19 protein-coding genes are annotated in these 25,295 nt (G+C 72.6%); 15 read left to right on the forward strand and 4 right to left on the reverse strand.

All coding sequences use genetic code 11. The annotated features are described in order from the left end of the window. Positions 1–44: 44 nt before the first annotated feature. From AC1WTP_RS25115 to AC1WTP_RS25125, 3 genes are all read left to right on the forward strand, one after another. Entirely contained in the window at positions 45–2,501 is a 2,457-nt protein-coding gene (locus AC1WTP_RS25115) for a Tex family protein (protein ID WP_481651730.1), read from the forward strand. A 78-nt stretch (positions 2,502–2,579) separates the two neighbouring features. Continuing rightward, positions 2,580–2,708 carry a hypothetical protein gene (locus tag AC1WTP_RS25120; protein WP_481651731.1) on the forward strand — a complete coding sequence of 43 codons (129 nt, stop codon included), beginning with the start codon at positions 2,580–2,582 and terminating at the stop codon, positions 2,706–2,708. A 264-nt stretch (positions 2,709–2,972) separates the two neighbouring features. Beyond that, entirely contained in the window at positions 2,973–3,407 is a 435-nt protein-coding gene (locus tag AC1WTP_RS25125; protein WP_481651732.1) for a hypothetical protein, read from the forward strand. A gap of 6 nt (positions 3,408–3,413) precedes the next feature. On the opposite strand, the gene AC1WTP_RS25130 is transcribed toward AC1WTP_RS25125, so the two are convergent. Beyond that, the gene (locus AC1WTP_RS25130) at positions 3,414–3,620 is read right to left on the reverse strand and encodes a DUF389 domain-containing protein (RefSeq protein ID WP_481651733.1); all 207 of its coding nucleotides are present in this window, start codon (positions 3,618–3,620) and stop codon (positions 3,414–3,416) included. Between the two features lie 349 nt (positions 3,621–3,969). On the opposite strand from AC1WTP_RS25130, the gene AC1WTP_RS25135 reads away from it, so the two are divergent. The 9 genes from AC1WTP_RS25135 (at position 3,970) to AC1WTP_RS25175 (ending at position 15,544) form a co-directional block, all read left to right on the forward strand. Then, the gene (locus AC1WTP_RS25135; protein WP_481651734.1) at positions 3,970–4,662 is read left to right on the forward strand and encodes a sugar transferase; all 693 of its coding nucleotides are present in this window, start codon (positions 3,970–3,972) and stop codon (positions 4,660–4,662) included. Positions 4,663–4,684: 22 nt separating this feature from the next. Then, positions 4,685–5,833, forward strand: coding sequence for a DegT/DnrJ/EryC1/StrS family aminotransferase (locus AC1WTP_RS25140; protein ID WP_481651735.1), 1,149 nt, complete (start codon positions 4,685–4,687; stop codon positions 5,831–5,833). After that, positions 5,830–6,474, forward strand: a complete 645-nt coding sequence (locus tag AC1WTP_RS25145) for an acetyltransferase (RefSeq protein WP_481651736.1) — start codon at positions 5,830–5,832, stop codon at positions 6,472–6,474. Before AC1WTP_RS25140 ends, AC1WTP_RS25145 begins: the two co-directional genes overlap by 4 nt. Before the next feature lie 157 nt (positions 6,475–6,631). Next, positions 6,632–8,563 (forward strand): polysaccharide biosynthesis protein, encoded by a 1,932-nt coding sequence (locus tag AC1WTP_RS25150; RefSeq protein WP_481651737.1) that lies wholly within the window; start codon positions 6,632–6,634, stop codon positions 8,561–8,563. 391 nt (positions 8,564–8,954) lie between these two features. Beyond that, positions 8,955–10,220: a lipopolysaccharide biosynthesis protein gene (locus AC1WTP_RS25155; protein ID WP_481651738.1), complete on the forward strand. Its 1,266-nt coding sequence runs from the start codon at positions 8,955–8,957 to the stop codon at positions 10,218–10,220. 20 nt (positions 10,221–10,240) lie between these two features. Continuing rightward, complete coding sequence (locus tag AC1WTP_RS25160; RefSeq protein WP_481651739.1) at positions 10,241–11,542, forward strand: O-antigen ligase family protein; 1,302 nt, start codon at positions 10,241–10,243, stop codon at positions 11,540–11,542. Next, a complete protein-coding gene (locus tag AC1WTP_RS25165; RefSeq protein WP_481651740.1) occupies positions 11,500–12,741 on the forward strand; it encodes a glycosyltransferase family 4 protein in 1,242 nt (413 codons plus the stop codon). The genes AC1WTP_RS25160 and AC1WTP_RS25165 overlap by 43 nt, the downstream gene beginning before the upstream one ends. 365 nt (positions 12,742–13,106) lie before the next feature. Beyond that, positions 13,107–14,447, forward strand: a complete 1,341-nt coding sequence (locus tag AC1WTP_RS25170; RefSeq protein ID WP_481651741.1) for a D-glucuronyl C5-epimerase family protein — start codon at positions 13,107–13,109, stop codon at positions 14,445–14,447. Positions 14,448–14,614: 167 nt separating this feature from the next. After that, entirely contained in the window at positions 14,615–15,544 is a 930-nt protein-coding gene (locus AC1WTP_RS25175) for an NAD(+)/NADH kinase (RefSeq protein ID WP_481651742.1), read from the forward strand. 7 nt (positions 15,545–15,551) lie between these two features. Here AC1WTP_RS25175 and pgm read toward each other — a convergent pair whose 3' ends face one another. Both pgm and glgC read right to left on the reverse strand, forming a co-directional pair. Then, positions 15,552–17,195, reverse strand: coding sequence for a phosphoglucomutase (alpha-D-glucose-1,6-bisphosphate-dependent) (gene pgm / locus AC1WTP_RS25180; protein ID WP_481651743.1), 1,644 nt, complete (start codon positions 17,193–17,195; stop codon positions 15,552–15,554). Between the two features lie 73 nt (positions 17,196–17,268). Then, positions 17,269–18,501 carry a glucose-1-phosphate adenylyltransferase gene (gene glgC / locus AC1WTP_RS25185; RefSeq protein ID WP_481651744.1) on the reverse strand — a complete coding sequence of 411 codons (1,233 nt, stop codon included), beginning with the start codon at positions 18,499–18,501 and terminating at the stop codon, positions 17,269–17,271. A 71-nt stretch (positions 18,502–18,572) separates the two neighbouring features. Here glgC and glgA point away from each other — a divergent pair, with 71 nt between their 5' ends. Genes glgA through glgB form a run of 3 tightly spaced genes read left to right on the forward strand, consistent with a single transcriptional unit; the run spans position 18,573 to position 24,006 of the window. Continuing rightward, positions 18,573–19,781, forward strand: coding sequence for a glycogen synthase (gene glgA, locus AC1WTP_RS25190; RefSeq protein ID WP_481651745.1), 1,209 nt, complete (start codon positions 18,573–18,575; stop codon positions 19,779–19,781). Between the two features lie 38 nt (positions 19,782–19,819). Next, the gene (locus AC1WTP_RS25195) at positions 19,820–21,916 is read left to right on the forward strand and encodes an alpha-1,4-glucan--maltose-1-phosphate maltosyltransferase (protein WP_481651746.1); all 2,097 of its coding nucleotides are present in this window, start codon (positions 19,820–19,822) and stop codon (positions 21,914–21,916) included. Next, on the forward strand, positions 21,904–24,006 hold the full coding sequence (gene glgB, locus AC1WTP_RS25200) for a 1,4-alpha-glucan branching protein GlgB (RefSeq protein ID WP_481651747.1): 2,103 nt from the start codon (positions 21,904–21,906) through the stop codon (positions 24,004–24,006). Before AC1WTP_RS25195 ends, glgB begins: the two co-directional genes overlap by 13 nt. A 213-nt stretch (positions 24,007–24,219) precedes the next feature. On the opposite strand, the gene AC1WTP_RS25205 is transcribed toward glgB, so the two are convergent. Further along, positions 24,220–25,260 carry an App1 family protein gene (locus AC1WTP_RS25205; protein WP_481651748.1) on the reverse strand — a complete coding sequence of 347 codons (1,041 nt, stop codon included), beginning with the start codon at positions 25,258–25,260 and terminating at the stop codon, positions 24,220–24,222. Positions 25,261–25,295 lie beyond the last annotated feature (35 nt).

Consider the following 25,295-nt stretch of genomic DNA (forward strand, 5'->3'; position numbering starts at 1 on the left):
CGCCCGGCCGGGCGCGACGACGGTCGTCGGGGCGGGCCGGCACAATGCAGAGCGGAACCCAGACCCGAAGGCGGATCGAGATCGTGACCCTCTCTGTTCATCAGCGGATCGCCGAGGAGCTCGGCGTCGCCGAGCGTCAGGTGCGAGCGGCCGTGGAGCTGCTCGACGGCGGCGCCACCGTGCCGTTCATCGCCCGGTACCGCAAGGAGGCCACCGGCCTGCTCGACGACACCCAGCTGCGCACCCTGGAGGAGCGGCTGCGCTACCTGCGCGAGCTGGACGAGCGGCGGGCCGCCGTGCTGGAGTCGATCCGCGGCCAGGGCAAGCTGGACGAGGCGCTGGAAGCGCAGATCATGGCCGCCGACTCCAAGTCCCGGCTGGAGGACATCTACCTGCCGTACAAGCCGAAGCGGCGGACCCGGGCGCAGATCGCTCGCGAGGCGGGGCTGGAGCCGCTGGCGGACGCGCTGCTGACCGACCCGACGCGGGAGCCCCGGGAGGCGGCCACCGGGTTCGTCGACGCGGAGAAGGGTGTCGCGGACGCGGCCGCCGCGCTGGACGGCGCCCGGGCCATCCTGATCGAGCGGTTCGCCGAGGACGCGGACCTGATCGGCTCGCTGCGCGAGCAGATGTGGTCGCGGGGCCGGTTGGTGTCCCGGGTACGCGAGGGGCAGGAGCAGGCCGGCGCGAAGTTCGCCGACTACTTCGACTTTGCCGAGCCCTATCCGAAGCTGCCGTCGCACCGGATCCTGGCGATGTTCCGGGGCGAGAAGGAGGGCGTGCTCGACCTGACCATGGAGCCGGAGTCGGAGGGTGCGGCGGACGCCGTGCCGACCGGCCCGAGCCGCTACGAGGCGGCCATCGCGGCCAAGTTCGGCGTCAGCGACGCGGGCCGGCCGGCCGACCGGTGGCTGGCCGACACGGTGCGCTGGGCCTGGCGCACCCGGATCCTCATCCACCTCGGCGCGGACCTGCGGATGCGGCTGTGGCAGGCGGCCGAGGAGGAGGCCGTCCGGGTCTTCGCCACCAACCTGCGCGACCTGCTGCTCGCCGCGCCGGCCGGCGCCCGGCCCACCATGGGCCTGGACCCGGGCCTGCGCACCGGCGTGAAGGTCGCCGTGGTCGACGCCACCGGCAAGGTCGTCGCCACCGACACGATCTACCCGCACGAGCCGCGCCGGCAGTGGGACGCCTCGATCGAGACCCTGGCCCGGCTCGCCGCGGCGCACCGGGTGGAGCTGATCGCGATCGGCAACGGCACCGCCTCCCGGGAGACCGACAAGCTCGCCGGCGAGCTAATCAAGCGGCACCCGCAGCTCAACCTCACCAAGGTGGTGGTCTCCGAGGCCGGCGCGTCGGTCTACTCGGCGTCCGCGTACGCCGCCCAGGAGCTGCCCGGGCTGGACGTCTCGCTGCGCGGGGCGGTCTCCATCGCCCGCCGCCTGCAGGATCCGCTCGCCGAGCTGGTCAAGATCGACCCGCGCTCGATCGGCGTCGGCCAGTACCAGCACGACCTGTCCGAGGTGAAGCTCTCCCGGTCGCTGGACGCGGTCGTGGAGGACTGCGTGAACGCCGTCGGGGTGGACGTCAACACGGCCTCGGCGCCGCTGCTGACCCGGGTCTCCGGCATCGGCGCCGGGCTGGCGGAGAACATCGTGCTGCACCGGGACGCCAACGGCCCGTTCCGCTCCCGGGCGGCGCTGAAGAAGGTGCCCCGGCTCGGCCCGAAGGCGTTCGAGCAGTGCGCCGGCTTCCTGCGCATCCCCGACGGCGACGACCCGCTGGACTCCTCCAGCGTGCACCCGGAGGCGTACCCGGTGGTGCGCCGGATCCTGGCGCACACCGGGCAGGACCTGCGGTCGCTGATCGGGAAGAGCACCATCCTGCGCGGGCTGCGGGCCACCGACTTCGTCGACGACACGTTCGGCCTGCCCACCGTCACCGACATCCTCAGCGAGTTGGAGAAGCCGGGCCGCGACCCCCGGCCGGAGTTCCGCACCGCCACCTTCGTCGAGGGGGTGGAGAAGATCAGCGACCTGGTCCCCGGGATGGTGCTGGAGGGGGTGGTCACCAACGTGGCCGCGTTCGGCGCGTTCGTCGACGTCGGGGTGCACCAGGACGGCCTGGTGCACGTCTCGGCGATGTCCCGGACGTTCGTGAAGGACCCCCGCGAGGTGGTCAAGTCCGGGGACGTGGTCCGGGTCAAGGTGCTCGACGTCGACGTACCCCGCAAGCGGATCTCGCTGACCCTGCGGCTCGAGGACGACGCGGAGCCCGGCGGCCGCCGCGAGCGCGGCGGCCCCCGTGGCGAGCAGGGCGGCCCGCCGCGCGACCGGGGCGGCGCCCAGGGTGGCCAGGCCGGACGCGGTGGCCAGGGTGGGCGCGGCGGCGCCCGGGACGGCCAGGGCGGACGCGGCGGGGCGCAGCGGCAGGGTCGGGGCGGTCCGGCCCCGGCCAACGACGCGATGGCCGACGCGCTGCGCCGCGCCGGCCTGGCCTGACCTCGACGGGACTGGCGGCACGGCGGGTCCGGGCCACTGACGGGGGCCTGACGACTCGCCGTGCCGCAGGATCCGGTTGTGGCGCGGTTCGGGCGGGGAATCCTCGCGCCCCGGTTCACCGCGCGCGCCGAACTGCCGGCCGCGCTCTCGTTCGGCGCCGGGGCGATGGTCCGCCACCCCAGGCCATGGCCGGCACTGTGGAGCTGATGTCGTAGCCGAATCACCCCAGCGATGTCACCGACGATTCAGCTCGAGAGGGTGCGCCGGGTGGACGCTCCGGCGCGGCCTGTCGAGCTGCTCGCACAGCTGGGGCAGACGCGCGCGGCACCGGGCCACCCGGCCGGAGCCGCGACGAGCTGCCAGGCGGAGGGCGGGCCGCGGCGCGGGTGGAGACGGCGTGAGTCGAGCCGGGCCGTGCTGCGCGCGGAGTCAAGCCGATGCGGCGGACGGGTGAGGCGTACCGTCGCGGTCGTGGGTGCGGACGACGGCCTGGACTGGCGGGAGCGGCAGCGGCGCGCGGTCCGGGCGCACGCGGCGGCCGACGGGCGACGGCGGGCGGCGGAGCGGGCCGAGGCCGCCGAGCTGGTGGCCGGGTTCGTGGCCGAGGCGACGCGGCGCGGCCTGGCCACCACCCGGCTGGTCGCCCGCGGATACGACGGGCGGGGCCGCTACCGCACCGGGCTCACCGGCTGGTACGTCGACCGGGCCCGGAGCCGGGCGGTGGACGTCGACGGGCGGTTCTACCTGCTGACCGTGCCCGGCGGTCTGCGGGCCCGACTGTTCGGCGTCGCGCCACCACCGGGCCCGGCGCCGCTGATCGTCGGCGAGGGCGGCCGGGACGGCGAATCGGTGCCGCTGCGGACGCTGCTCGCCGGGCGGCTCGACGCCGGCGACGCGTGGCCGTGACCGGGCTCAGCGTGCGGGCCGCTCAGGGGCACGCCGGGCCGGCCGCCACCAGCTGAGCTGCTGCACGACGAGGGTGAGCAACCCGGCGAGCACGATCGCACAGAGGTTGATCACCAGCTGCAGCGCCGAGCCGGCCGCCTCGTGCCAGGCCCGGTACGCGGCGGCGACCGCGACGTCGGCGGCGGCCGGGACCGTGGTCACCGAGATCAGCACGCCGACCAGGCTGCCGGAGAGCGCGTCGGGCCGCCAGACGAGAACGCCAACGGCCGCTCGGCCAGCAGCATCCGGCAGGCCGGCACGGCCGAGGACCGGTCCGGCGCAACGATGACCCGCAGGTGCAGCACGGCACCTCCCCCGCCCGATCGGCCGTCGAGCACTCTCCTGCCCACCCGCCCGGCCCGCCTGTCCACGGGATCTGCCTGGTCAGTGCCGTTTCCTGGGCGGGAGTTCTGAGGTTGATCCGACGGGTTGCTGCCTGAGTGTCGCCATTCAGCGCTGCTGCGGCCTATTTGCCTGATAAAACCTGTTTGTAGCGCAATGACTGTTGCGGGAGGTCGAAACGGTGTCGGTGCCTGCCCTCGTGAACGCGCCCGAACGCCCGCCGCGGCAGCAGGGGCGGCCCGACCGCAGCAAGCGGATCCTCGACGTGACCGTCGCCGCCGTGCTGCTGGTGCTCGCCGCGCCGCTGCTCGCGGTGGTGGCACTCCTGGTCGCGCTCGGGCTCGGCCGTCCGGTGCTGTTCCGCCAGCGCCGCGCCGGGCTGCACGGCCGGCTCTTCGAGGTGGTCAAGTTCCGCACCATGCGGTCGCCCGACCCGAGCCGCGGCCTGATCGACGACGGCGACCGGCTCACCCCGCTGGGGCGCTGGCTGCGCGCCACCAGCCTGGACGAGCTGCCCACGCTCTGGAACGTGCTGCGCGGCGACATGAGCCTGGTCGGGCCGCGCCCGCTGCTGCCGGAGTACCTCGCCCGCTACTCCCCCGCCCAGGCCCGCCGGCACGAGGTCCGGCCCGGCGTCACCGGGCTGGCCCAGGTACGCGGCCGCAACGGCCTGAGCTGGGAGGAGAAGTTCGACCTCGACGTGGAGTACGTCGACAGCCGCTGCCTCCGGCTGGACCTGTCGATCCTCCTCGCGACCATCCGCACCGTGCTGCGCCGGGAGGGCATCGCCGCGGCCGGCTCCCCGACCGCCCCCGAGTTCCTCGGCACGCCGAACTGGTCGGCGTCCCGCGACCGCGACCGCACCCCGGTATGACGACCCGCCCCGGAGGCGCCCGATGAGCCGGACCATCTACCTGTCGCCGCCCGACGTCGGGCCCCTGGAGGAGTCCTACGTGCTCGCCGCCCTGCGCTCGGGATGGGTCGCGCCGGTCGGCCCCGACCTCGACGCGTTCGAGCGTGACGTGGCCGAGCGGGTCGGCACCCGGGGCGCGGTCGCGGTGAGCTCCGGCACCGCCGCCCTGCACCTGGCCCTGGTGGGCGTCGGGGTCGGGCCGGGTGACGTGGTCGTCGTGCCGACGTTGACCTTCGTGGCCACCGCGAACGCGGTCCGCTACACCGGCGCCCGGCCGGTCTTCGTCGACTGCGACCCGCACACCGGCAACATCGACGTCGCGCTGCTGGCCGAACTGTTGCACCGGCTGGCCGGCCGCGGCGAGCGGGTGGGCGCCGTGGTGCCCGTCGACATGTTCGGCAGCTGCGCCGACTACACAGCCCTGCTGCCGCTCTGCGCGGACGTGGACGTACCGGTGGTCGAGGACGCGGCCGAGGCGCTCGGCGCCCGGCACGACGGCCGGGCGGCCGGCTCGTTCGGTCGGGTCGGCGTCCTCTCGTTCAACGGCAACAAGATCATGACCACCTCCGGGGGCGGCATGCTGGTCTCCGACGACCTGCCGCTGCTGGCCCGGGCCCGGCACCTGGCCACCCAGGCACGCGAACCGCTGCCGCACTACGAGCACCGCGAGACCGGCTACAACTACCGGTTGAGCAACCTGCTGGCCGCGCTGGGCCGGGCCCAGCTGGTCCGGCTCGACGGGATGATCGCCCGCCGCCGGCAGGTGCGCGACCGCTACGCCAAGCTCTTCGCGCCGGTGCCCGGGGTCGAGCTGATCGGCGCGGAGGACACCGACGCCAACTGCTGGCTCACCTGCATCCGGGTCGACCCCGAGCGGGCCGGCTGGCGGGCCGCGGACCTCGCCACCCACCTGGCCGGCCGGGAGATCGAGACGCGACCGGTGTGGAAGCCGATGCACCGGCAACCGGCCTATGCCGGGGCCGAGAGCCTGCTCACCGGGGCGGCCGATGCGCTCTTCGCCGAAGGGCTCACCCTGCCCAGCGGCAGCGCGCTGACCGAGCGGCAGATCGGGTTCGTGCTCGGCGCGATCGGCGAGTTCCTGGCCCTGCGGACCGGAGCGGCGACGGCGTGACGATCCCACTGGTGGTCGTCGGCTGCGGCGGTCACGGCCGGGAGGTGCTGTCCATCGCCCGGGCGATGGACGCCGGCGTCGCCCGCCCGCGCTGGCGGCTGCTCGGCTTCCTCGACGACCGGCCCTCCGAGGAGAACCTCAAGCGGGTGCAGCGGCTGGACGTGCCGTACCTGGGCGGGCTCGCCTGGCTGCGCGACGCGCCGCCGGACACCCACCACGTCATCGGCATCGGCGACCCCCGGGTCCGGCGCGCGGTGGGGCAGCGCGTCGACCGCTACGGCACGCCGGCGGCCAGCCTGATCCACCCGGCCGCGACGATCGGGCCGGACACCGAGCACGGGCCGGGGTTCGTCGCGTTCGCGGGCGCCCGGGTCACCACCAACGTGACCATCGGCCGGCACGTGCACCTGAACCAGAACGTCACCGTCGGCCACGACAGCACCCTCGCCGACTACGTCTCGGTGAACCCGCTCGCCGCCGTCTCCGGCGACTGCCACCTGGCCGAAGGGGTGCTGATCGGCACCACCGCCGCGGTGCTGCAGGGGCTGCGCGTCGGGCGGGACAGCACGGTCGGCGCGGGCGCCTGCGTCGTACGGGACGTGCCGGACGGCCTCGTGGTCAAGGGCGTGCCCGCCCGGTGAGCGGAGCCGCCCGCGCGGCGCACGCCGCCGGTACGTTCGGCCGGCAATCGGGAAAACGCCCAAAAGACGAGTGGCGGCATGTAACTACTTAAACGAGGACAAAAGCCCTTCCATCGCTGTGTGGTGGGAGTGGCCGGAGACGGGACAGGGAGCACACATGCCGCGGGACACAGAGCGCACCCGTACGGAACTGACATCGCGCCGGGCCAGGGCGCGCCGCCGGGCCGCCGGTTTCCTCGCCACCGACACCACCGCCTGGGTCGGCGGCTTCCTCGCGGCCGCCTGGACCCGCTACGAGTTCCAACCGCCGCCCGGCCTGCTCGCCCGCGCCGCCGGCGTCGCCGCCATCGCCGCCGTCGTGCACGTCGCGGTGGCCACGCTGCGCCGGCTCTACTCGGGTCGACACCCACTCGGCAGCCTCCAGGAGGTGCAGGGCGTCGCCGGCACCGCGATCACGACGGCGGGCATCGTGCTGCTGGGCCTGCTGCCGTCCGCCGACCGGCCGGTCCCGGCGAGCACCCCGCTGGTCGGTGGCGCGCTCGCCCTGCTCTTCATGCTCGGCGCCCGGTTCGCCTACCGGCACCGCCGGGACCTGGCCATGCGGCCGGACGTCCGCTCCTCCACGCCGGTGCTGCTGTTCGGCATGGGTGACGCCGGGCAGGGCCTGCTACGGGCCATGCTGAGCGACCCGCGCGGCCGGTACCTGCCGGTCGGCGCGCTCGACGACGACCCCGACAAGCGCGACCTGCGCATCGGCGGGGTACGGGTGCTCGGCGGACGGCACGACATCGGGGCGGCCGTCCGCCGCACCGGGGCCAACACGGTGATCTTCTCGGTCGCCAACGCCGACGCCGCGCTGATCCGGGAGATCCGCGAGGCCACCCTCCAGACCGGCGCCGAGTTCAAAGTGCTGCCCCCGGTCCGGGACCTGGTCGACCACCGGATCACCGTCACCGACGTACGCGACGTGCGGATCAGCGACCTGCTCGGCCGCCGCCAGGTCGTCGCCGACCTGCCACTGAGCACCAACAGCCTCGCCGGCCGTCGCGTCCTGGTCACCGGCGCCGGCGGCTCGATCGGTTCGGAGCTGTGCCGGCAGCTGATGAAGGCCGACCCGGGCGAGCTGATGATGCTCGACCGCGACGAGTCGGCCCTGCACAGCCTGCAGATGTCGCTGGCCGGCCGGGCCCTGCTCGACGGTCCCGAGCTGATCCTCGCCGACCTGCGCGACGACGAGGGCATCCGGCGGATCATCCAGGAACGCCGGCCGGACGTGATCTTCCACGCGGCCGCGTTGAAGCACCTCACCCTGCTGCAACGGCACCCGGGCGAGGCGGTCAAGACGAACGTCTGGGGCACCCTGTCGGTGCTCGACGCCTGCCGCGACGTGGCCAAGTTCGTGAACATCTCCACCGACAAGGCGGCCGACCCGATCAGCGTCCTCGGCTACTCCAAGCGGATCACCGAACGGCTGACGGCGCACGCCGCCTCCCGGTTCCCAGGCACCTTCCTCAGCGTCCGGTTCGGCAACGTGCTGAGCAGCCGGGGCTCGGTGGTGACCGCGTTCCAGCGGCAGATCGAGGCGGGCCGCCCGCTGACCGTCACCCACCCCGACGTGACCCGCTACCTCATGACGGTGCAGGAAGCGGTGCACCTGGTGCTGCAGGCCGCGGAGATCGGCCGCGACGGCGAGGCGCTGGTGCTCGACATGGGCGAACCGGTGCGCATCGCCGACCTGGCCCGGCAGATGGCCGAGCAGGCGCAGAGCTCGGTGCCGATCGTCTACACCGGGCTGCGGCCCGGCGAGAAGCTGCACGAGGACCTGCTGGGCACCGGCGAGACCGACACCCGACCGTTGCACCCGCTGATCTCGCACGTGGCCGTCCCGGCCCTGGACCCGCTCGAGGTCAGTGGGCTCGACCCGTACGAGGAACCGGAGAAGGTTGTCGCGCAGCTCGCCCTGCTCTGCGCCCAGCCCGTCGGGACGCTTGCCGACAGTTCGGCCCGCCCGTCGTGGCACCCCGAACTCGCCGTGGCCGACCGGAGGTGGCCCGCCGCACGTCCCTCCAGCGACCCGAGCAACCAGTAGGCATGCGCCCCGACTCGTCGGGCGCCGCCCACCCGGCTGGAATTCCGGCCTGCTGGGAGGCGCCCGGCGTCCAATCGGAAGAACCATCGGATGCACCACTCGTTGAAGTTCCAGGCGCTCCGCCCCGGACGCAGGACATGCCAGGCCGAGCCCGTGATCAATCGTCATACGTGGAACCTCGTCAGGGGAAATGACCCGAGTCGCCGAGACGGAGCAGCGTGACCAGTCGGATGCACCAGTGGATCGACCGTGAGGCCCAGGAGGCAGCCCGGTGACCCGGCGTGCCCCCGAGCCGGCCGCACTCACGCCAGCGGGCCCACCACCCGGCGCCGCACGCCGGGCATCCGCGCCGGCGCAGGGCCGATCCTCTGTCTGGACGGCCGGTCACCTCGTGCTGGGTCAAGCGGTCGTCGGTGCGGCCAGTCTGGTCATCAACGTCCTGGCCGCCCGCTCCATGGGCCCGTCTGGGCGGGGCAGCCTGGCGCTGCTTCTCCAGGTGACCTACGTGGTCAACCTGCTGGCGATCGCGGGTTCGGACCGCTCCTACCCGGCAACGGTCCCGGCGCTGCGCGGCGCGCGGGACACGACCGCCGACATGCTCCGTCTCATCGCACCCACGGCGGCGGTGGCCGTCCTGGCCGTCGCCCCGGTCATTCTGGTGATCGACACCGGGACGGCCAGCCACCTCGTGGCGCTGGCCGGCTTCGTGCTCACCGCGTCGGTCCTAGCGGTGAACTCCGCGCTGCGAACCGGGGCCGCCGCCGCTGGCGTCGCGCGCCCGTACGTCACTGCCACCGTCGTAGCCCAACTGACCCTCGTCGCGTCAGCCGCCGCGCTCTCCGTGGCCGGCGTCGGTTCGGCCGAGGTCTGGTTGCTGGTCTACGGTGCCAGCCTCGCGGTCAGCCCGTTGGTCGCCTGGCTGCTGCTCCGCCACGCCGACCCGAGCCGGCCGGCCGCTCCGCACAGCCTGGTCCCCGCACGTCGGCTCGGCCTGCGGCTGCTTCCCGCCGCGGTGGCCAGCATGGTGATGCTCCGCGCCGACCGGCTTCTGCTGCCCTGGCTCGGCTCGTACGACCAGTTGGGGCTGTACATCGTGGTGGCGACCGTGGCCGAGTTCATCATCTGGCCGGTGCAGTCATACGTGGACGCCCAGACACCGCGTTGGCACCAGCGGTTTCTCGTCGGCGACCTGCGCCGCACCGGGCCACTGCTGGCGGCCGCCGGCTACGGCGTCGTGGCCGGCATCGGCCTGCTGATCGCTGGTCACCTGCTCGTGGTGCGGGTCCTGGGGGCGGAATACTCGCCAGCCACCGAACTGCTCCTTCCGCTCGCTCTCGGCGGGGTCTGCTACAGCGTGAGCAGGATGGCGATCGGGCTGGCAGTGGCCGCCGGGCGGGCCCGCAGCGCGCTGCTCGCGGACATTCCCGCGATGGTGGTGGCCCTGGGCGCATACCTCGTCCTCATTCCGAGGTATGGGGCGATGGGCGCGGCCGTTGGTTCCGCCGCCGCCTATGGCGCTGGGGCGGTCCTGGCAGTGGCCAGCTCCTTCGCCGTCACCTCGCCCACCTCGACTCTGGGGCGGCGGTTCCGGCTCCGCCGGACCCGCTCGCGAACCACGGATGACCGTTCGCGGTGGCCTTTCCCCGCGCCGAAATAACCCGCCAGGAGACACCCTTGATGTCAGGACTGATCCAGACAGGTCGCACCGAGCCGCGGCATGGCACCGCCCTGCCGCCGAGCCCGGATCAGCGGCGTCGGCGCCAGGCTGGGACCTCGGTGGTACTGCTGGCCGCGCTCTTCGTCGTAGCCCTCGCCGGGCGAGTCACGCCGGATCGGCTTGACCTTCCCGCGCAGCGCATATCGGACCTGCGGACCCCCGGATGTGTGGCGCTCCTCGCGGCAGCGGTGCTGTGGCAGCTCAACCAGTCCGCACGGGGACGCACCCGTCCGTGGCCGCGAATGTTTCTGTTCTTCACCGCGCTGATCGCCCTGCAACTGCTGGGGGCCTTCTGGGCCCCGTCCGGAGCCCGGGTCAACACGGCCATCTGGGACCTACTGAGCCTCTGGGTCCTGGTGTTCGTCGCAACGATTCTCGCGGCCGGTAATCCACCGCGTGCCGCACGGGTCCTGCTGGTACTGCTGCTCGCCGCCGGCGTCATCTACGCGGTCGGCGCGCTGGCCGCCGGTCCGCAGGCGGGTGGGCGGTACGCCGCCTTCAGCGGCGGACCCAACGTCTTCGTCCGGGTCGTTGCGCTGGGGATGATCGCGGCAGTCGGCCTGTTCACTGTCTCCCGTAGGTGGTGGCTGCTTCTGCCGCTGCCCGTGCTGGCCACCGCAGCCGTTCTGTCGGGCTCGCGCGGGGGACTGGTCTCGCTCGTCGGCGCCGCCACGGCCTGCTTCGTGCTGTTCGCCCGTCGGCGGCTTGCCGTCCTGATCGGCACGGTAGTGCTCGGCGGTGCCGGCAGTTGGGCGGTGTGGTCTCTGGTCGGCACCCGGTTCGCGGAGGTCGCGGAGACCCGCTACTCCAGCTCGGGGATCCAGAGTGGGGACTTCTCCGCCCGACCGGAACTCCTGTCCTACGCGTGGCAGATGTTCACTCAGCATCCGGTGGCAGGGGGCGGGTTGGACAGCTTCTACGCCGAGGTCGGCGTCGGGTATCCGCACAACTACTTCGCCGGGTTGGCCGCGGAGGCCGGCATCCTCGCCGTCCTGTTGGCGGTGCTCATCATCGCGACCTGGTGGCGGGAGGGGCGGCCCTGGTCGGCAGCGCCGAGGGAACAGGTCGCGTGCGCGGTCGGCGCGATCTACATCCTGCTGACGAGCATGTTCTCCGGCGACTACTTCGACACCCGATTCTGTTGGATTCTCGCCGTCGTCGCCGTGTTGCGGCCCGGCCCCAGACACGTCCGCTCCGGACAGAGAATGGAGATCGCACCGTGGCAGCACAGCAACCGACGGCACGCCGCGTTCTGGTCCTGAACCACTACGCCAAGCCGCTGTCCCACGCGGGTGGCACCCGACACGTCGAGCTGTTCAGCCGACTCAAGGGCTGGGATTGGTCGATCATCGTCGCGAGTCAGGACCACGTCTCGCGCCGGACCTACGTCCCGGACGATCCCCACTTCATCAGCGTCCGGGTGACGAGTTACACCGGCAACGACCACCGCCGGGTGCTGAGCTGGATCAGCTACGCCCGGAACGCCTTCCGGGCGGCGCTGCGCCAGCCCCGCCCGGATGTCGTCTACGCCTCCTCCCCGCACATCCTGGCCCCGGTCGCCGGCTGGATGGTGGCCCGGCTGCGCCGGGCACGTTTCGTGCTGGAAATCCGTGATCTGTGGCCCGAGTCGATGGTCGGTACGGGTTACCTCCGCCGCGGCTCGGCACTGCACCGGGCGCTGCGCGGCCTGGAGCTGTGGTTGTACCGGCGGGCCGACCGGATCGTGATGGTCGCCGACGGCTGGCGCTCGTACTTCCGGTCGTTGGGTATCGACGAGGACAAGCTCGCATGGGTGAGCAACGGGGCCGAACCGTCGACCTTCGCACTACGCCACGACCGGTACATCCCGCTGCGTGACCGGCTGCCCCAACGCGGCAAGCTGATCGTGTTCGCCGGAGCGCACGGTCCGGCGAACGGTCTGGACGAACTGTTGGACGCGGCGGCGGAACTGCCGGAGCACACCTTCGCGCTGATCGGTGACGGCATCGACAAGCCACGGTTGGTCGCCCGGGCCCGCGCCGAGGCCCTGTCGAACGTGCACTTCCTCGATCCGGTGCCGAAGGCTGAACTGGCCGGCATCCTCGGGGGGGCGGACATCGGTGTGCACGTGCTCGCGGACGCGGAGGTGTTCCGGATGGGGGCCAGCCCGAACAAGCTCTACGACTACCTGGCGGCCGGGGTACCGGTGGCGACCAACTGCCCGGGGGAGCCGCACGACATCGTGCGGGAGGCCGCCGCAGGAGCGGCTGTCGAGCCGGGCAAGCTCGCCGTGGGCCTGCGCGACCTGGTGGAACGTGATCCTGAGCTGCTGCAGCAGATGGGGCAACGGGGTCGCCAGTTCATCGACCAGCACCGGTCCCGCACCGCGACGGCGGCCCGCTTGCAACAGGTGCTCGACGAGGCCGTCGCCCTGCCGACCGGGGGCGGTTCCCCTGCATCCGTCACCGCTTCGCCAGGGTGACGACCGGATCCACGAGGAACCGGCCGGCAGGTCGTGACGTTCGACCCCCCCAGCGGCTCGCCCCACCGTTGGCAGTGGGACCGTCGCTCGATCGGCAAGGGCCGAGCCGACGCCGGGAGCGGGCAAGCCCGGCAGTCCCGAACAGGAACCGTCGTGCGGGCCGGCTTGAATGCGGCATCACGGCACGTGAGGTCGGAATTGAGATGACGAGGGTCAGGCTGGAGATCTCGATCACGGTGAGGAAAGAGCCACCGCTGCCACCGCCCGCCATGCGGCGTGGCAGGAAGTTGATGCGCGGGTACCGGACATTGACGTTGGCTACCGCCGTGCTGCTCGTGGTGGTGCTGTCGGGTGCTCGTCCGGCTGTGTCAAAAGCGCCCTTCGCCTTCCATCGCAACGATTACCGGATCCTCGAACTGCCGGTGCAGCGGCTGCCTTACTACGCCAGCGCCGCTGGTCCGCTGGACGGTTCAGGAACGTACGACGAGCAGGGCGTCTCCGTACGGATCATCGACGGCCGCGCGTACGACCATCCGGTTCTCCAGGCGCAATTCATGCTCACCCGGTTGGCCAGCTACCACCACAACCGGGACCCGCGCTACCTCGCCCGGGTGGAGGCCCACGCCGAGCGTCTGCTCACCAACGCCGTACACGCCCGGGGCGCCATCTACCTGCCGTACCCCTTCGACTGGGCGCTGCACGGCGACCGCACCGACATGATGACCGCGCCCTGGTACTCCGCCATGGCGCAGGGACAGGCCATGAGCGCCTTCGTCCGCCTCCACGAAGTAACCGGTAAGCAGCGGTACGCCGATGCCGCCACCCAACTGTTCGCCAGCTTCACCAACCTGCGGAGCGGGGGCGTGCCGTGGACGGTCGACGTCGACAGCGACGGCTACCTGTGGTTCGAGGAGTACGCCAAGCACCCCGGCGCGGACCGTGCCCTCAACGGACACATCTTCGCGATCTACGGCCTGTACGACTACTTTCGTACCACCGGCTCGGAGCAGGCGAAGGAACTCGCTCAGGGCGGGATCACCGCGGTGGAGGGCCACCTGGACGAGATCCGCGACCCCGGCTGGCTCAGCAGGTACTGCCTCGGCCATCCGGAGTACGCGTACCCCAACTATCACACGGTCCATGTCGGCCAGATCTACAAGCTCTACGACATGACGGGCGCCCCCTCGCTGGCGGTTTCCGGAGACCGACTGCTCGACGACTACCCGGCCGCGCAACTCGGCGGGCGCGGGTATCTTGGCGCCGGGAGCCACCAGGCCCACCGAGTGGACTCGGCCCGCCGCATCATCGACAGCCGGACAGTCGAGCTGGGGGCGGCGGAGGCCGTGAGCATCGGGGCGCGGCACCGCCTCGCCGGTGCGTCCGGGGTGTGGTTGCAGGTAACGAGCGGAACCCTCGCCGGGTACTGGGTCCGCGAGACCTACGGTCGCGCCTTCATCAAGCTCTCCGTCGAGACCTACACCTTCGCGCCCGCCAGAATCGTGCAGTTCCGGCAGGGCACGTACACCGGGTACACCTTCAATTCGCTCGGCGTGCGAGCCACCGCGAAGACCTTCACCCTGCGCGCCGCGTCACAGGCGCACACGAACCGTCGCACGGTGATGAACGGAATGCTCTACTACTTCATCGTCGACGGCGTCTGGGCTGGCCGGTGGATACCCGCACAGGACGGCGTCGAGCCCCGCTGACCCCCGTCAGGAGCCCATGCGGCGCCGGCCGGGTCGGTCTCGGGCGCGGAGCAGCGGGCGCGACGGCCGGGACGACCCGGGCTCGCGGCGCGGGGCCGATGGCCGAGCCATCCGCGCTCCCGCCGGTACGGCCGATCCCGCCGCCCTGAATGTGGTGAGGTGTAGGTATGGACCGGATCCGGCTCGGGCTGGTGCTGCACCCCACCCGGGACGTCTCCGAGGTGGTCGGCATCGTCGTCGACTGGGCGACCCGGCACCGGATGAGCGTGACGGTACGGGCCGAGGACCGGCACCGGGTGCCCTCCACGGTCGAGCCGCTGCCGGCCGACGAGGTGGCCGCCGCGTCGAACGCCCTGATCGCCATCGGTGGGGACGGCACCATGCTCGGCGCGCTGCGCTCCGCGGTGCGCGACCCGAAGCCCGTCCTCGGTGTGCACGTCGGCAAGCTGGGCTTCCTGGTGGAGGTGGAGCCGCCGGACCTGCCGCGGGCGCTGGACCGGCTGGCCGTCAAGGACTTCACCGTCGAGCGGCACAGCTGCCTGGTCTGCGACCTGTGCGGCGAGGACGTGGTCGCGTTCAACGACGTCGCGCTGGTCCGCCAGCCCGGTGCGGGGTTCGTCAACGCCACGCTCGCCGTCGACGGGCAGCAGTACGGCTACTACCGCTGCGACGCGCTGGTGCTGAGCACCCCGACCGGGTCGACCGCGTACAGCTACGCCGCCGGCGGTCCACTGATCTCCCCGGCCGCCGACGCGGTGGTGGTGACCCCGTCGGCGCCGATGGCCGGGATCTCCCGCTCGGTGGTGCTCTCCCCGGACGAGACCATCCACCTGGAGCTGCGCCCCGGGTCCGGGCCGGTCGCCATGGAGATGGACGGCGTCATTATCCGCAACGCCGTGACCTCGGGGGCCGTGCGGGTGCGCTACCGCCGCGACGCCGGCCTGGTGGTCCGTCTCGACCCGCGCCGCTACCAGGAGCGCAACCAGCTCAAGCTGAGTCTGCTGGACCTGCCGCTGCTGCCCGAGCAGCTGCGCGAGCTGCTCCCGGAGGGCCTGCGCCAGCAGCTCAACCGCCGGCAGCTGCCGCCACCCCGCTGATCGGGGATCAGGCCTGCTTGAGCACCTCGGCGACGAGGTCCTTGGCCTCCTGCTGGATCCGGGTCAGGTGCTCCGGGCCCTGGAACGACTCGGCGTAGATCTTGTAGACGTCCTCGGTGCCGGACGGCCGGGCGGCGAACCAGCCCGACTCGGTGGTCACCTTGAGCCCGCCGATCGGCGCGCCGTTGCCCGGCGCGGTGGTGAGGGTCGCGGTGATCGGCTCGCCGGCCAGTTCGGTCGCGGTCACCTGCTCCGGGGAGAGCTTGCCGAGCACCGCCTTCTCCTCCCGGCTCGCCGGCGCGTCGATCCGGGCGTACGAGGGCGCGCCGAAGCGCTCGGCCAGTTCGGCCCAGTGCTGGCTGGGGGTACGCCCGGTGATCGCGATGATCTCGGCGGCGAGCAGGCAGAGCAGGATGCCGTCCTTGTCGGTGGTCCAGGTGCCGCCGTCGCGGCGCAGGAACGACGCGCCCGCGCTCTCCTCGCCGCCGAAGCCGACCGCGCCGTCGAGCAGCCCGGGTACGAACCACTTGAAGCCGACCGGCACCTCCAGCAGCGGGCGGCCCAGGTCGGCGGCGACCCGGTCGATCATCGACGAGGAGACCAGGGTCTTGCCGACCGCGGCGGCCGGGCCCCACCGGGTACGGGTGCGAAACAGGTGGGCGATCGCGACCGTGAGGTAGTGGTTGGGGTTCATCAGGCCGGCGTCGGGGGTGACGATGCCATGCCGGTCGGCGTCGGCGTCGTTGCCGGTGGAGACCTGGTAGTCGGCGCGGGCGGCGATCAGCGACGCCATCGCGTTCGGCGAGGAGCAGTCCATCCGGATCTTGCCGTCGCCGTCCAGGGTCATGAACCGCCAGGTCGGGTCGACCGTCGGGTTGACCACCGTCAGGTCCAGCCGGTGCCGCTCGGCGATCTCGCCCCAGTAGGCCACGCTGGCCCCGCCGAGCGGGTCGGCGCCGATGCGCACCCCGGCGGCGCGGATCGCGTCGATGTCGAGGGCCGCCGGCAGGTCGTCGACGTAGCCGGCGAGGAAGTCGTACGACCCGGTGGTGTCGGCGGCGCGGGCCCGGGCGTACGGGATCCGCCGGACCTCCTTCAGCCCGCCGGCGAGGATCGCGTTGGCGCGGTCCTGGATCCACTTGGTGACGTCGCTGTCGGCCGGCCCGCCGTGGGTGGGGTTGTACTTGAAGCCGCCGTCGTCGGGCGGGTTGTGCGACGGGGTGATCACGATGCCGTCGGCGAGCCCGGTGGTCCGTCCCCGGTTGTGGGTCAGCACGGCGTGCGACAGCGCCGGGGTGGGGGTGTAGCCGTCCCGGCTGTCCACCAGCACGGTGACCCCGTTGGCGGCGAGCACCTCCAGCGCGGTCACCGCGGCCGGGGCGGAGAGGGCGTGGGTGTCCCGGGCGAGAAAGAGCGGGCCGTCCGGGCCGCGTTCCCGGCGGTGGTCGCAGAGCGCCTGGGTGACGGCGAGGATGTGACCCTCGTTGAAGGCGTTGCGCAGGCTCGACCCGCGGTGGCCGGAGGTGCCGAAGGAGACCTGCTGCGCCGGGTCCTGCGGATCCGGGTGCTCGGCGTAGTAGGCGGTCACCAGCCTCGGCACGTCGACCAGGTCGGCGGGCTCGGCGGGCTGGCCGGCACGGGGATGGGCCACGGCGGCTACCTCCTCAGGCGGGACGGACGCTGACTCTTTCCCTTCGGCGGGCGGGGTCACACGTGGCGCCGGCTCACAGCTCCACCCGCTGGCCCTTGCCGATCACCACGACGCCGTTGTCCGACACGGTGTAGCGCTGCCGGTCCTTCTCCAGGTCGACGCCGATCTCGGCCCCCTCGGGGACGACCACGTTCTTGTCGAGGATGGCCCGGCGGATCACGGCGTGCCGGCCGATCTCGACGCCCTCCATGAGCACCGAGCCGTCCACGTGCGCCCAGGAGTGCACCTTCACCTTGGGCGAGACGACCGAGTTCTCCACCAGCGAGCCGGAGATCACCGCACCGGGCGAGACCATCGAGGCGACCGCCCGGCCGACCCGCTCGCCCCACTGGTGGACGAACTTCGCCGGCGGGTACGGCGGCTGCTCGGTGTAGATCGGCCACTCGAAGTTGTAGAGGTTGAAGACCGGGTGCACGTTGATCAGATCCATGTGCGCGTCGTAGAACGAGTCCAGCGTCCCCACGTCGCGCCAGTAGCCGCGGTCCCGGTCGGTGCTGCCGGGCACCTCGTTGTCGCGGAAGTCGTAGACGTTCGCCTCGCCCCGCTCGACCAGCATCGGGATGATGCTGCCACCCATGTCGTGCTTGCTGGTCTTGTCCTCCGCGTCGCGTTCGACCACGTCGCAGAGCGCCTTGGTGGTGAAGACGTAGTTGCCCATCGAGGCGTAGATCTCGTCGGGGGCGTCGGGCAGGCCGACGGCGTCGGTGGGCTTCTCGCGGAACGCCCGGATCCGCCGGCCGTCCTCGCCGACCTCGATCACCCCGAACTGGTCGGCCATCGACAGCGGCTGCCGGATGCCGGCCACGGTCACCGCGGCCCCGGAGGCGATGTGGTCCTCCACCATCTGCCGCGGGTCCATCCGGTAGATGTGGTCGGCGCCGAAGACGATCACATAGTCGGGCTGCTCGTCGTAGATCAGGTTGAAGCTCTGGTAGATCGCGTCGGCCGAGCCGGCGAACCACCAGGGGCCGCGGCGCTGCTGCGCCGGCACCGGGGTCACGTAGTTGCCCAGCAGGGTGGACATCCGCCAGGTCTTGGTGATGTGCCGGTCGAGCGAATGCGACTTGTACTGGGTCAGCACCACGATCTTGAGGTAGCCGGCGTTGGCCAGGTTGGAGAGAACGAAATCGACCATGCGGTACATCCCGCCGAAGGGGACGGCCGGCTTGGCCCGGTCCGTGGTGAGCGGCATCAGGCGCTTGCCCTCCCCGCCGGCCAGGACGATCGCGAGCACCTTGTCAGCCATGTCCCGACGCTATCCATCCGCGTCGGACTTCACCACTCGTACGGGCACAGTTCTGCACTAGGGTGCGGGGGATGACGGACACCCCTCAGCTGCGCGTCGACCTGCTCACCCGGGAGTACCCGCCGGAGGTGTACGGCGGCGCCGGGGTGCACGTCGAGTACCTGGCCCGCGAGCTGCGCCGGCTGACCGAGGTCCGGGTGCACTGCTTCGGCGCGCCACGCACCGAGCCGGGGGTCACCGCGTACGCCGAGCCGTTCGGCCTGACCGGCGCGAACGCCGCGCTGCGCACGATGGGCGTGGATCTGGAGATGGCCGCGGGCTGCGCCGGCACCGACGTGGTGCACAGCCACACCTGGTACGCCAACCTGGCCGGGCACACCGCGAAGCTGCTGTACGGGGTGCCGCACGTGGTCACCGCGCACAGCCTGGAGCCGCTGCGGCCGTGGAAGGCCGAGCAACTCGGCGGCGGTTACGCGCTCTCCTCCTGGTGCGAGCGGACGGCGGTGGAGGCGGCCGACGCGGTCATCGCGGTCAGCGCGGGGATGCGGCGGGACGTGCTGGCCGCGTACCCGGCGGTGGACCCGGACCGGGTCCGGGTGGTCCACAACGGCATCGACACCGAGCAGTACGCCCCGGACCGGGGCACCGACGTGGTGGACCGGCTCGGCATCGACCCGGCCCGGCCGAGCGTGGTGTACGTCGGCCGGATCACCCGGCAGAAGGGGCTGCCGTACCTGCTGCGGGCGGCCCGGTCGCTGCCGGCGGACACCCAGCTGGTGCTGCTCGCCGGGGCGCCGGACACCCCGGAGATCGCCGCCGAGGTGGAGAACCTGGTCCACCAGCTGCGGGCCACCCGCTCCGGGGTGGTCTGGGTGGCCGAGATGCTGCCCAAACACGAGGTGATCCAGGTGCTCACGCACGCCACCGTCTTCGTCTGCCCGTCGGTCTACGAGCCGATGGGCATCGTCAACCTGGAGGCGATGGCCTGCGAGACCGCGGTGGTGGCCACCGCCACCGGCGGCATCCCGGAGGTGGTCGCCGACGGCGAGACCGGGCTGCTGGTCCCGATCCGACAGGCCACCGACGGCTCCGGCCGGCCGCTCGACCCGGAAGCCTTCGTGGCCGACCTGGCCGCCCGGATCAACGAGGTGCTGGCCGCCCCGGAGCGGGCCGCCGAGTTCGGCCGGGCGGGCCGGCGCCGGGCGGTGGAGCACTTCTCCTGGGAGACCGTGGCCCGGCAGACCGTGGAGGTGTACCGGTCGGTGGGCGCCGCCGGCTGAGTCGCGCGGGAACGGATCACGCGCAGTAGGTTGGCGGGGTGACTGGACGGTTCCCGATCGAAGACGTCTCCCCCGTCGTCTCGTGCGGTCGCTACCCGGCGAAGGCCGTGGTCGGCGAGGCGGTGCCGGTCTCGGCGCGGGCCTACCGCGAGGGCCACGACGCGCTCGGCTGCAACGTGGTCTGGCGGGGCCCCGACGACCGGCCGCGCCCGTTCACCCGGATGCGCCCCGGCGAGCCCGGCCAGGACCGCTGGCTCGGCACCATCCGGCCGGACGCGGTCGGCACCTGGACCTTCGCCGTCGAGGCGTTCCAGGATCCGTACCTCACCTGGCAGAACGCGGTCACCAAGAAGATCGCCGCCGGTCAGGGCGAGGCCGACCTGGCCAACGACCTGGCCGAGGGGGCCCGGGTGCTGGAGGCCGCCGCCGGGCTGGTGCCGGCCGCGGAGCGGGACCGGGTCCGCGCCGCGGCCGGGGCGCTGCGCGACGGCGGCCTGCCGCTGCCCCGCCGGGTCGGCCCGGCGCTGGAACTGGCCACGCTGCTCTGGGACCATCCGGTCCGGGAACTGGTCACCACCGGCGAGGAGCACCGGCTCTGGGTGGACCGGGAGCGGGCGCTCTTCTCCGCCTGGTACGAGTTCTTCCCCCGCTCCGAGGGGGCGATCCCGGCCACCGTCGACGCGCCGGCCCGCTCGGGCACCTTCGCCACCGCCACGGAACGCCTGCCGGGCGTCGCCGCGATGGGTTTCGACGTGCTCTACCTGCCGCCGATCCACCCGATCGGCCGGGTCAACCGCAAGGGCCGCAACAACGCGCTCACCGCCGGCCCGGACGACGTCGGCTCGCCGTGGGCGATCGGCGCCGCCGAGGGCGGGCACGACGCCATCCACCCCGACCTGGGTACGGCGGAGGACTTCCGGGACTTCATCGCCGCCGCCGCCGAGCAGGGCCTGGAGGTGGCGATGGACCTGGCGTTGCAGTGCGCGCCGGACCACCCCTGGGTGACCGAGCACCCGGAGTGGTTCACCACCCGGGCCGACGGCACCATCGCGTACGCGGAGAACCCGCCGAAGAAGTACCAGGACATCTACCCGCTCAACTTCGACAACGACCCGGACGGCATCCGGGCGGAGATCCTGCGCGTGGTGCTGCACTGGGTCGGCGAGGGGATCCGGATCTTCCGGGTGGACAACCCGCACACCAAGCCGTTCGACTTCTGGCACTGGCTGATCTGGCAGGTCAAGCAGGTCGACCCGGACGTGCTCTTCCTGGCCGAGGCGTTCACCCGGCCGGCGATCATGCACGGCCTGGGCAAGATCGGCTTCACCCAGTCGTACACGTACTTCACCTGGCGCACCTCCGCGGCGGAGATGCGCGCGTACTGTGCGGAACTGGTCGCGGCGGCGGACTACATGCGGCCGAACTTCTGGCCCAACACGCCGGACATCCTGCACGAGACGCTCCAGCACGGCGGCCCGCCGATGTTCAAGATCCGGGCGGTGCTGGCCGCGCTGCTCTCCCCGTCCTGGGGCATGTACGCCGGCTACGAGCTCTTCGAGCACGTGGCCCGCCCCGGCGCCGAGGAGTACCTGGACAACGAGAAGTACGAGCTGCGGCCCCGAGACTGGGCCGGCGCCCAGGCGCAGGGGCGCTCCCTCGCGCCGTTCGTCGCCACCCTCAACCGGGTGCGCCGGGAGAATCCGGCCCTGCACCGGCTGCGCAACCTGGTCTTCCACGACATCGACAACCCGGCGCTGCTCTGCTGGTCCAAGCACGACCCGGACACCGGCAACACGGTCGTCGTGGTCTGCTCGTTCGACCCGCGGGAAGTGCAGTGGGGCAACACCACCCTGGACATGCCCGCGCTCGGCTTCGACTGGCACGAGCGGTTCACCGTGCACGACGAGCTGACCGGCGCCCGGTACGAGTGGGGGCAGCGCAACGCGGTCCGCCTCGACCCGTACCTGCACCCCGCGCACGTGCTGACCGTGCACCGCCCGGCCGCTCCCGACACCCCGCCGCCCGCGACGACGGCCCCGGCCGAGCTGACCGTCGCGGACGTGCCCGCCGACCTGTCGGGCGGCACCGCCCCCACCGCTCCCGCGCAGGAGGACGACGCCCGATGGACCAGCTGATCACCGGAGCGACGCACGACCCGCACGCCCTGCTCGGCGCGCACCCCGCCGACGGCCGGACGATCATCCGTACGCTGCGCCGGGGCGCCGGCGACGTGGCCGTCGTGGTGGGCGCGGAGCGGCACCCGATGAAGCGGGTGCACGACGCCGGTGTCTTCGAGGCCAGCGTGCCGGGCAGCGTGCTCGACTACCGGGTGGAGGTCGACGGCGCGATCCACGACGACCCGTACCGCTACCCGCCCACCCTGGGCGAGCTGGACCTGCACCTGATCGGCGAGGGCCGGCACGAGCGGCTCTGGGAGGCGCTCGGCGCCCGGGTCTACGACGAGGGCGTCGCCTTCACGGTCTGGGCGCCCAACGCCCGCGGCATCCGGGTGGTCGGCGACTTCACCGGCTGGGCCCCGGACGACGGCTGGCCGATGCGCTCGCTCGGCGCCAGCGGGGTGTGGGAGGTGTTCGTGCCCGGCGTCCGGGTCGGCGCCCGGTACAAGTACCGCGTCCTCGGCGCCGACGGGCACTGGCGGGACAAGGCCGACCCGCTCGCCGCGTACGCCGAGGTGCCGCCGGCCACCGCCTCCGTCGTGCACCACTCCCGCTACGAGTGGTCCGACGCGGCGTGGCTGGAACGGCGGGCCCGGCACCGGCCGCACCAGGAGCCGATGAGCGTCTACGAGGTGCACCTGGGCTCCTGGCGGCCCGGGCTGGGCTACCGGGAGCTGGCCGAGCAGCTCACCGCGTACGTCACCGAGCTGGGCTTCACCCACGTGGAGTTCCTGCCGGTGATGGAGCACCCGTTCGGCGGCTCGTGGGGCTACCAGGTGACCGGCTACTACGCCCCCACCTCCCGGTTCGGCGACCCGGACGAGTTCCGCCACCTCGTCGACCGGCTGCACGGCGCCGGGATCGGGGTGATCCTGGACTGGGTGCCGGCGCACTTCCCGCGCGACGAGTGGGCGCTGGCGCGCTTCGACGGCACGCCGCTCTACGAGCACCCCGACCCGCGCCGCGGCGAGCACCCCGACTGGGGCACGTACGTCTTCGACTTCGGCCGCCGGGAGGTGCGCAACTTCCTGGTCGCCAACGCGCTCTACTGGTGCGAGGAGTTCCACGTCGACGGGCTCCGGGTGGACGCGGTCGCCTCGATGCTCTACCTGGACTACTCCCGCCAGGAGGGGCAGTGGACGCCGAACGTGCACGGCGGCCGGGAGAACCTGGAGGCGATCGCCTTCCTGCAGGAGGTCAACGCCACCGTCTACAAGCACCACGCCGGGGTGGTGATGGTCGCCGAGGAGTCGACCGCCTGGCCGGGGGTGACCCGGCCGACCGCGGACGGCGGGCTCGGCTTCGGGTTCAAGTGGAACATGGGCTGGATGCACGACACCCTGCTCTACACCTCGAAGGACCCGATCTACCGGCAGCACCACCATCACCAGCTCACGTTCTCCCTGGCGTACGCCTGGAGCGAGAACTACGTGCTGCCGATCAGCCACGACGAGGTGGTGCACGGCAAGGGCTCGCTCGCCGGGAAGATGCCCGGCGACACCTGGCAGCGGCTGGCCAACGTGCGGGCGCTGCTGGCGTACATGTGGGCGCACCCGGGCAAGCAGCTGCTCTTCATGGGCTGCGAGCTGGCCGACGACCGGGAGTGGAGCGAGGAGCGCGGGCTGGACTGGTACCTGCTGCACGACCCGGCCCGGGCCGGGGTGCAGCGCTTGGTCGGCGACCTCAACGCGGTCTACCGGGACACCCCGGCGCTCTGGGCGCAGGACACCGAGCCCGCCGGGTTCCGCTGGATCGCCGGCGACGACGTCGCCAACAACACCGTCTCGTTCGTCCGGATCGCCCCGGACGGCTCCACCCTGGTCTGCGTGGCGAACTTCTCCGCCCTGCCGCTGCCCGACTACCGGGTCGGGCTGCCGGCCGGCGGCGCCTGGGCCGAGGTGCTCAACACCGACGCCCACCACTACGGCGGGTCGGGGGTGGGCAACCTGGGCCAGGTGCACGCCGAGGACGTGCCGTGGCACGGCATGCCGGCCTCCGCCGCGCTCCAGGTGCCCCCGCTCGGGGTGCTCTGGCTGCGACAGGGCTGACCGGGGCGAGGCTCCTGGCTCGCGCCGCGCCGGCCGACGATGCCTCACAAACCTGATACCTCAGCGGCATATTGATGACTCTGAGGTATCACCCTCACCTGAAGTAGCCGGTCCAGGACGGTCGCCCTGCGTCACGACGCCGCCGTCCCGCCGCAGCGCGAAGGCAGGCCCGGCAGGTGACCGCCGGGCGCCGAGCACGGGCTCGGGCGTACGTCAGACCAGGCCCGCCTCGCGGAGCAGCTTCCACAACCCGGCCCCGTCCGGCGCGGAGAGCCACTTCTGCCCCACCGGCCCCTGCGACGAGGGCCCGGCCGGCGCCGGCAGGCTACCGGCGAGCACCGCCTGGGTCGGCGACAGCCGGCGGATCGCCACCCCGGCCACGTTCTCCGGGTGGGCGACCACGAACTCGCGGTAGATCTCCTGGTCGTGCTGGCCGTCGTCGCCGACCAGCAGCCAGCGCACGTCCGGGAACTCCTTGGCGAGCCGGGCCAGGGTGACCCGCTTGTGCTCGCGGCCGCTGCGGAACCACCGGTCCGCCGTCGGGCCCCAGTCGGTGAGCAGCAGCGGCCCGGCCGGGTAGAGGTGCCGGGACAGGAACCGGGTCAGCGTCGGCGCGACGTTCCACGCGCCGGTGGAGAGGTAGAAGACCGGCGCGCCGGGATGCGCGGTGACCAGCCGCTCGTAGAGCACCGCCATGCCGGGCACCGCGTTGCGGGCGTGCTCGTCCAGGACGAACGTGTTCCACGCGGCGAGCAGCGGCCGGGGCAGCGCGGTCACCATGACCGTGTCGTCGATGTCGGAGAGGATGCCGAACCGGACGTCCGGGTCGAGGATCCGCACCGGCGCCTCGACCGGTTCGGCGTCGGGCATGCTCAGCCGCACCGACCCCCAGCCCGGCGGCAGGTCGGCCGCCACCACCGTGTCGATGAAGCCGCTGCGGTCGGCGTGCGCCTCGTGCCGCACCCCACCCGCCTCGATGGTCACCGTCACGTGCTTGGCCGGCAGCGTGGTGAAGCTGCGCCAGCCGCGCACCTTCTCCGGCTTGGCCCGCTGGCGGGTGTCCGGCCGGCCCAGCAGCACCCGGCACATCACCCGCACCCAGCCCGGCGCGCCGTAGCCGGTGTAGGCGACGATGTTGATCCGCCAGCCGGTGCGCCGCAACCGGCGCTCGACCAGCTGGTGGATGGCGTCCTCGACTCGCGCGGCCCGGTGCAGTTGCGGTACGGCCAGCTGGCCGGCGGGAGTGGGTGGCACGCTGCCACCCTGCCACAGACCGGCCACCTCGGCCA

The organism is Micromonospora sp. R311 (genome assembly GCF_056780015.1).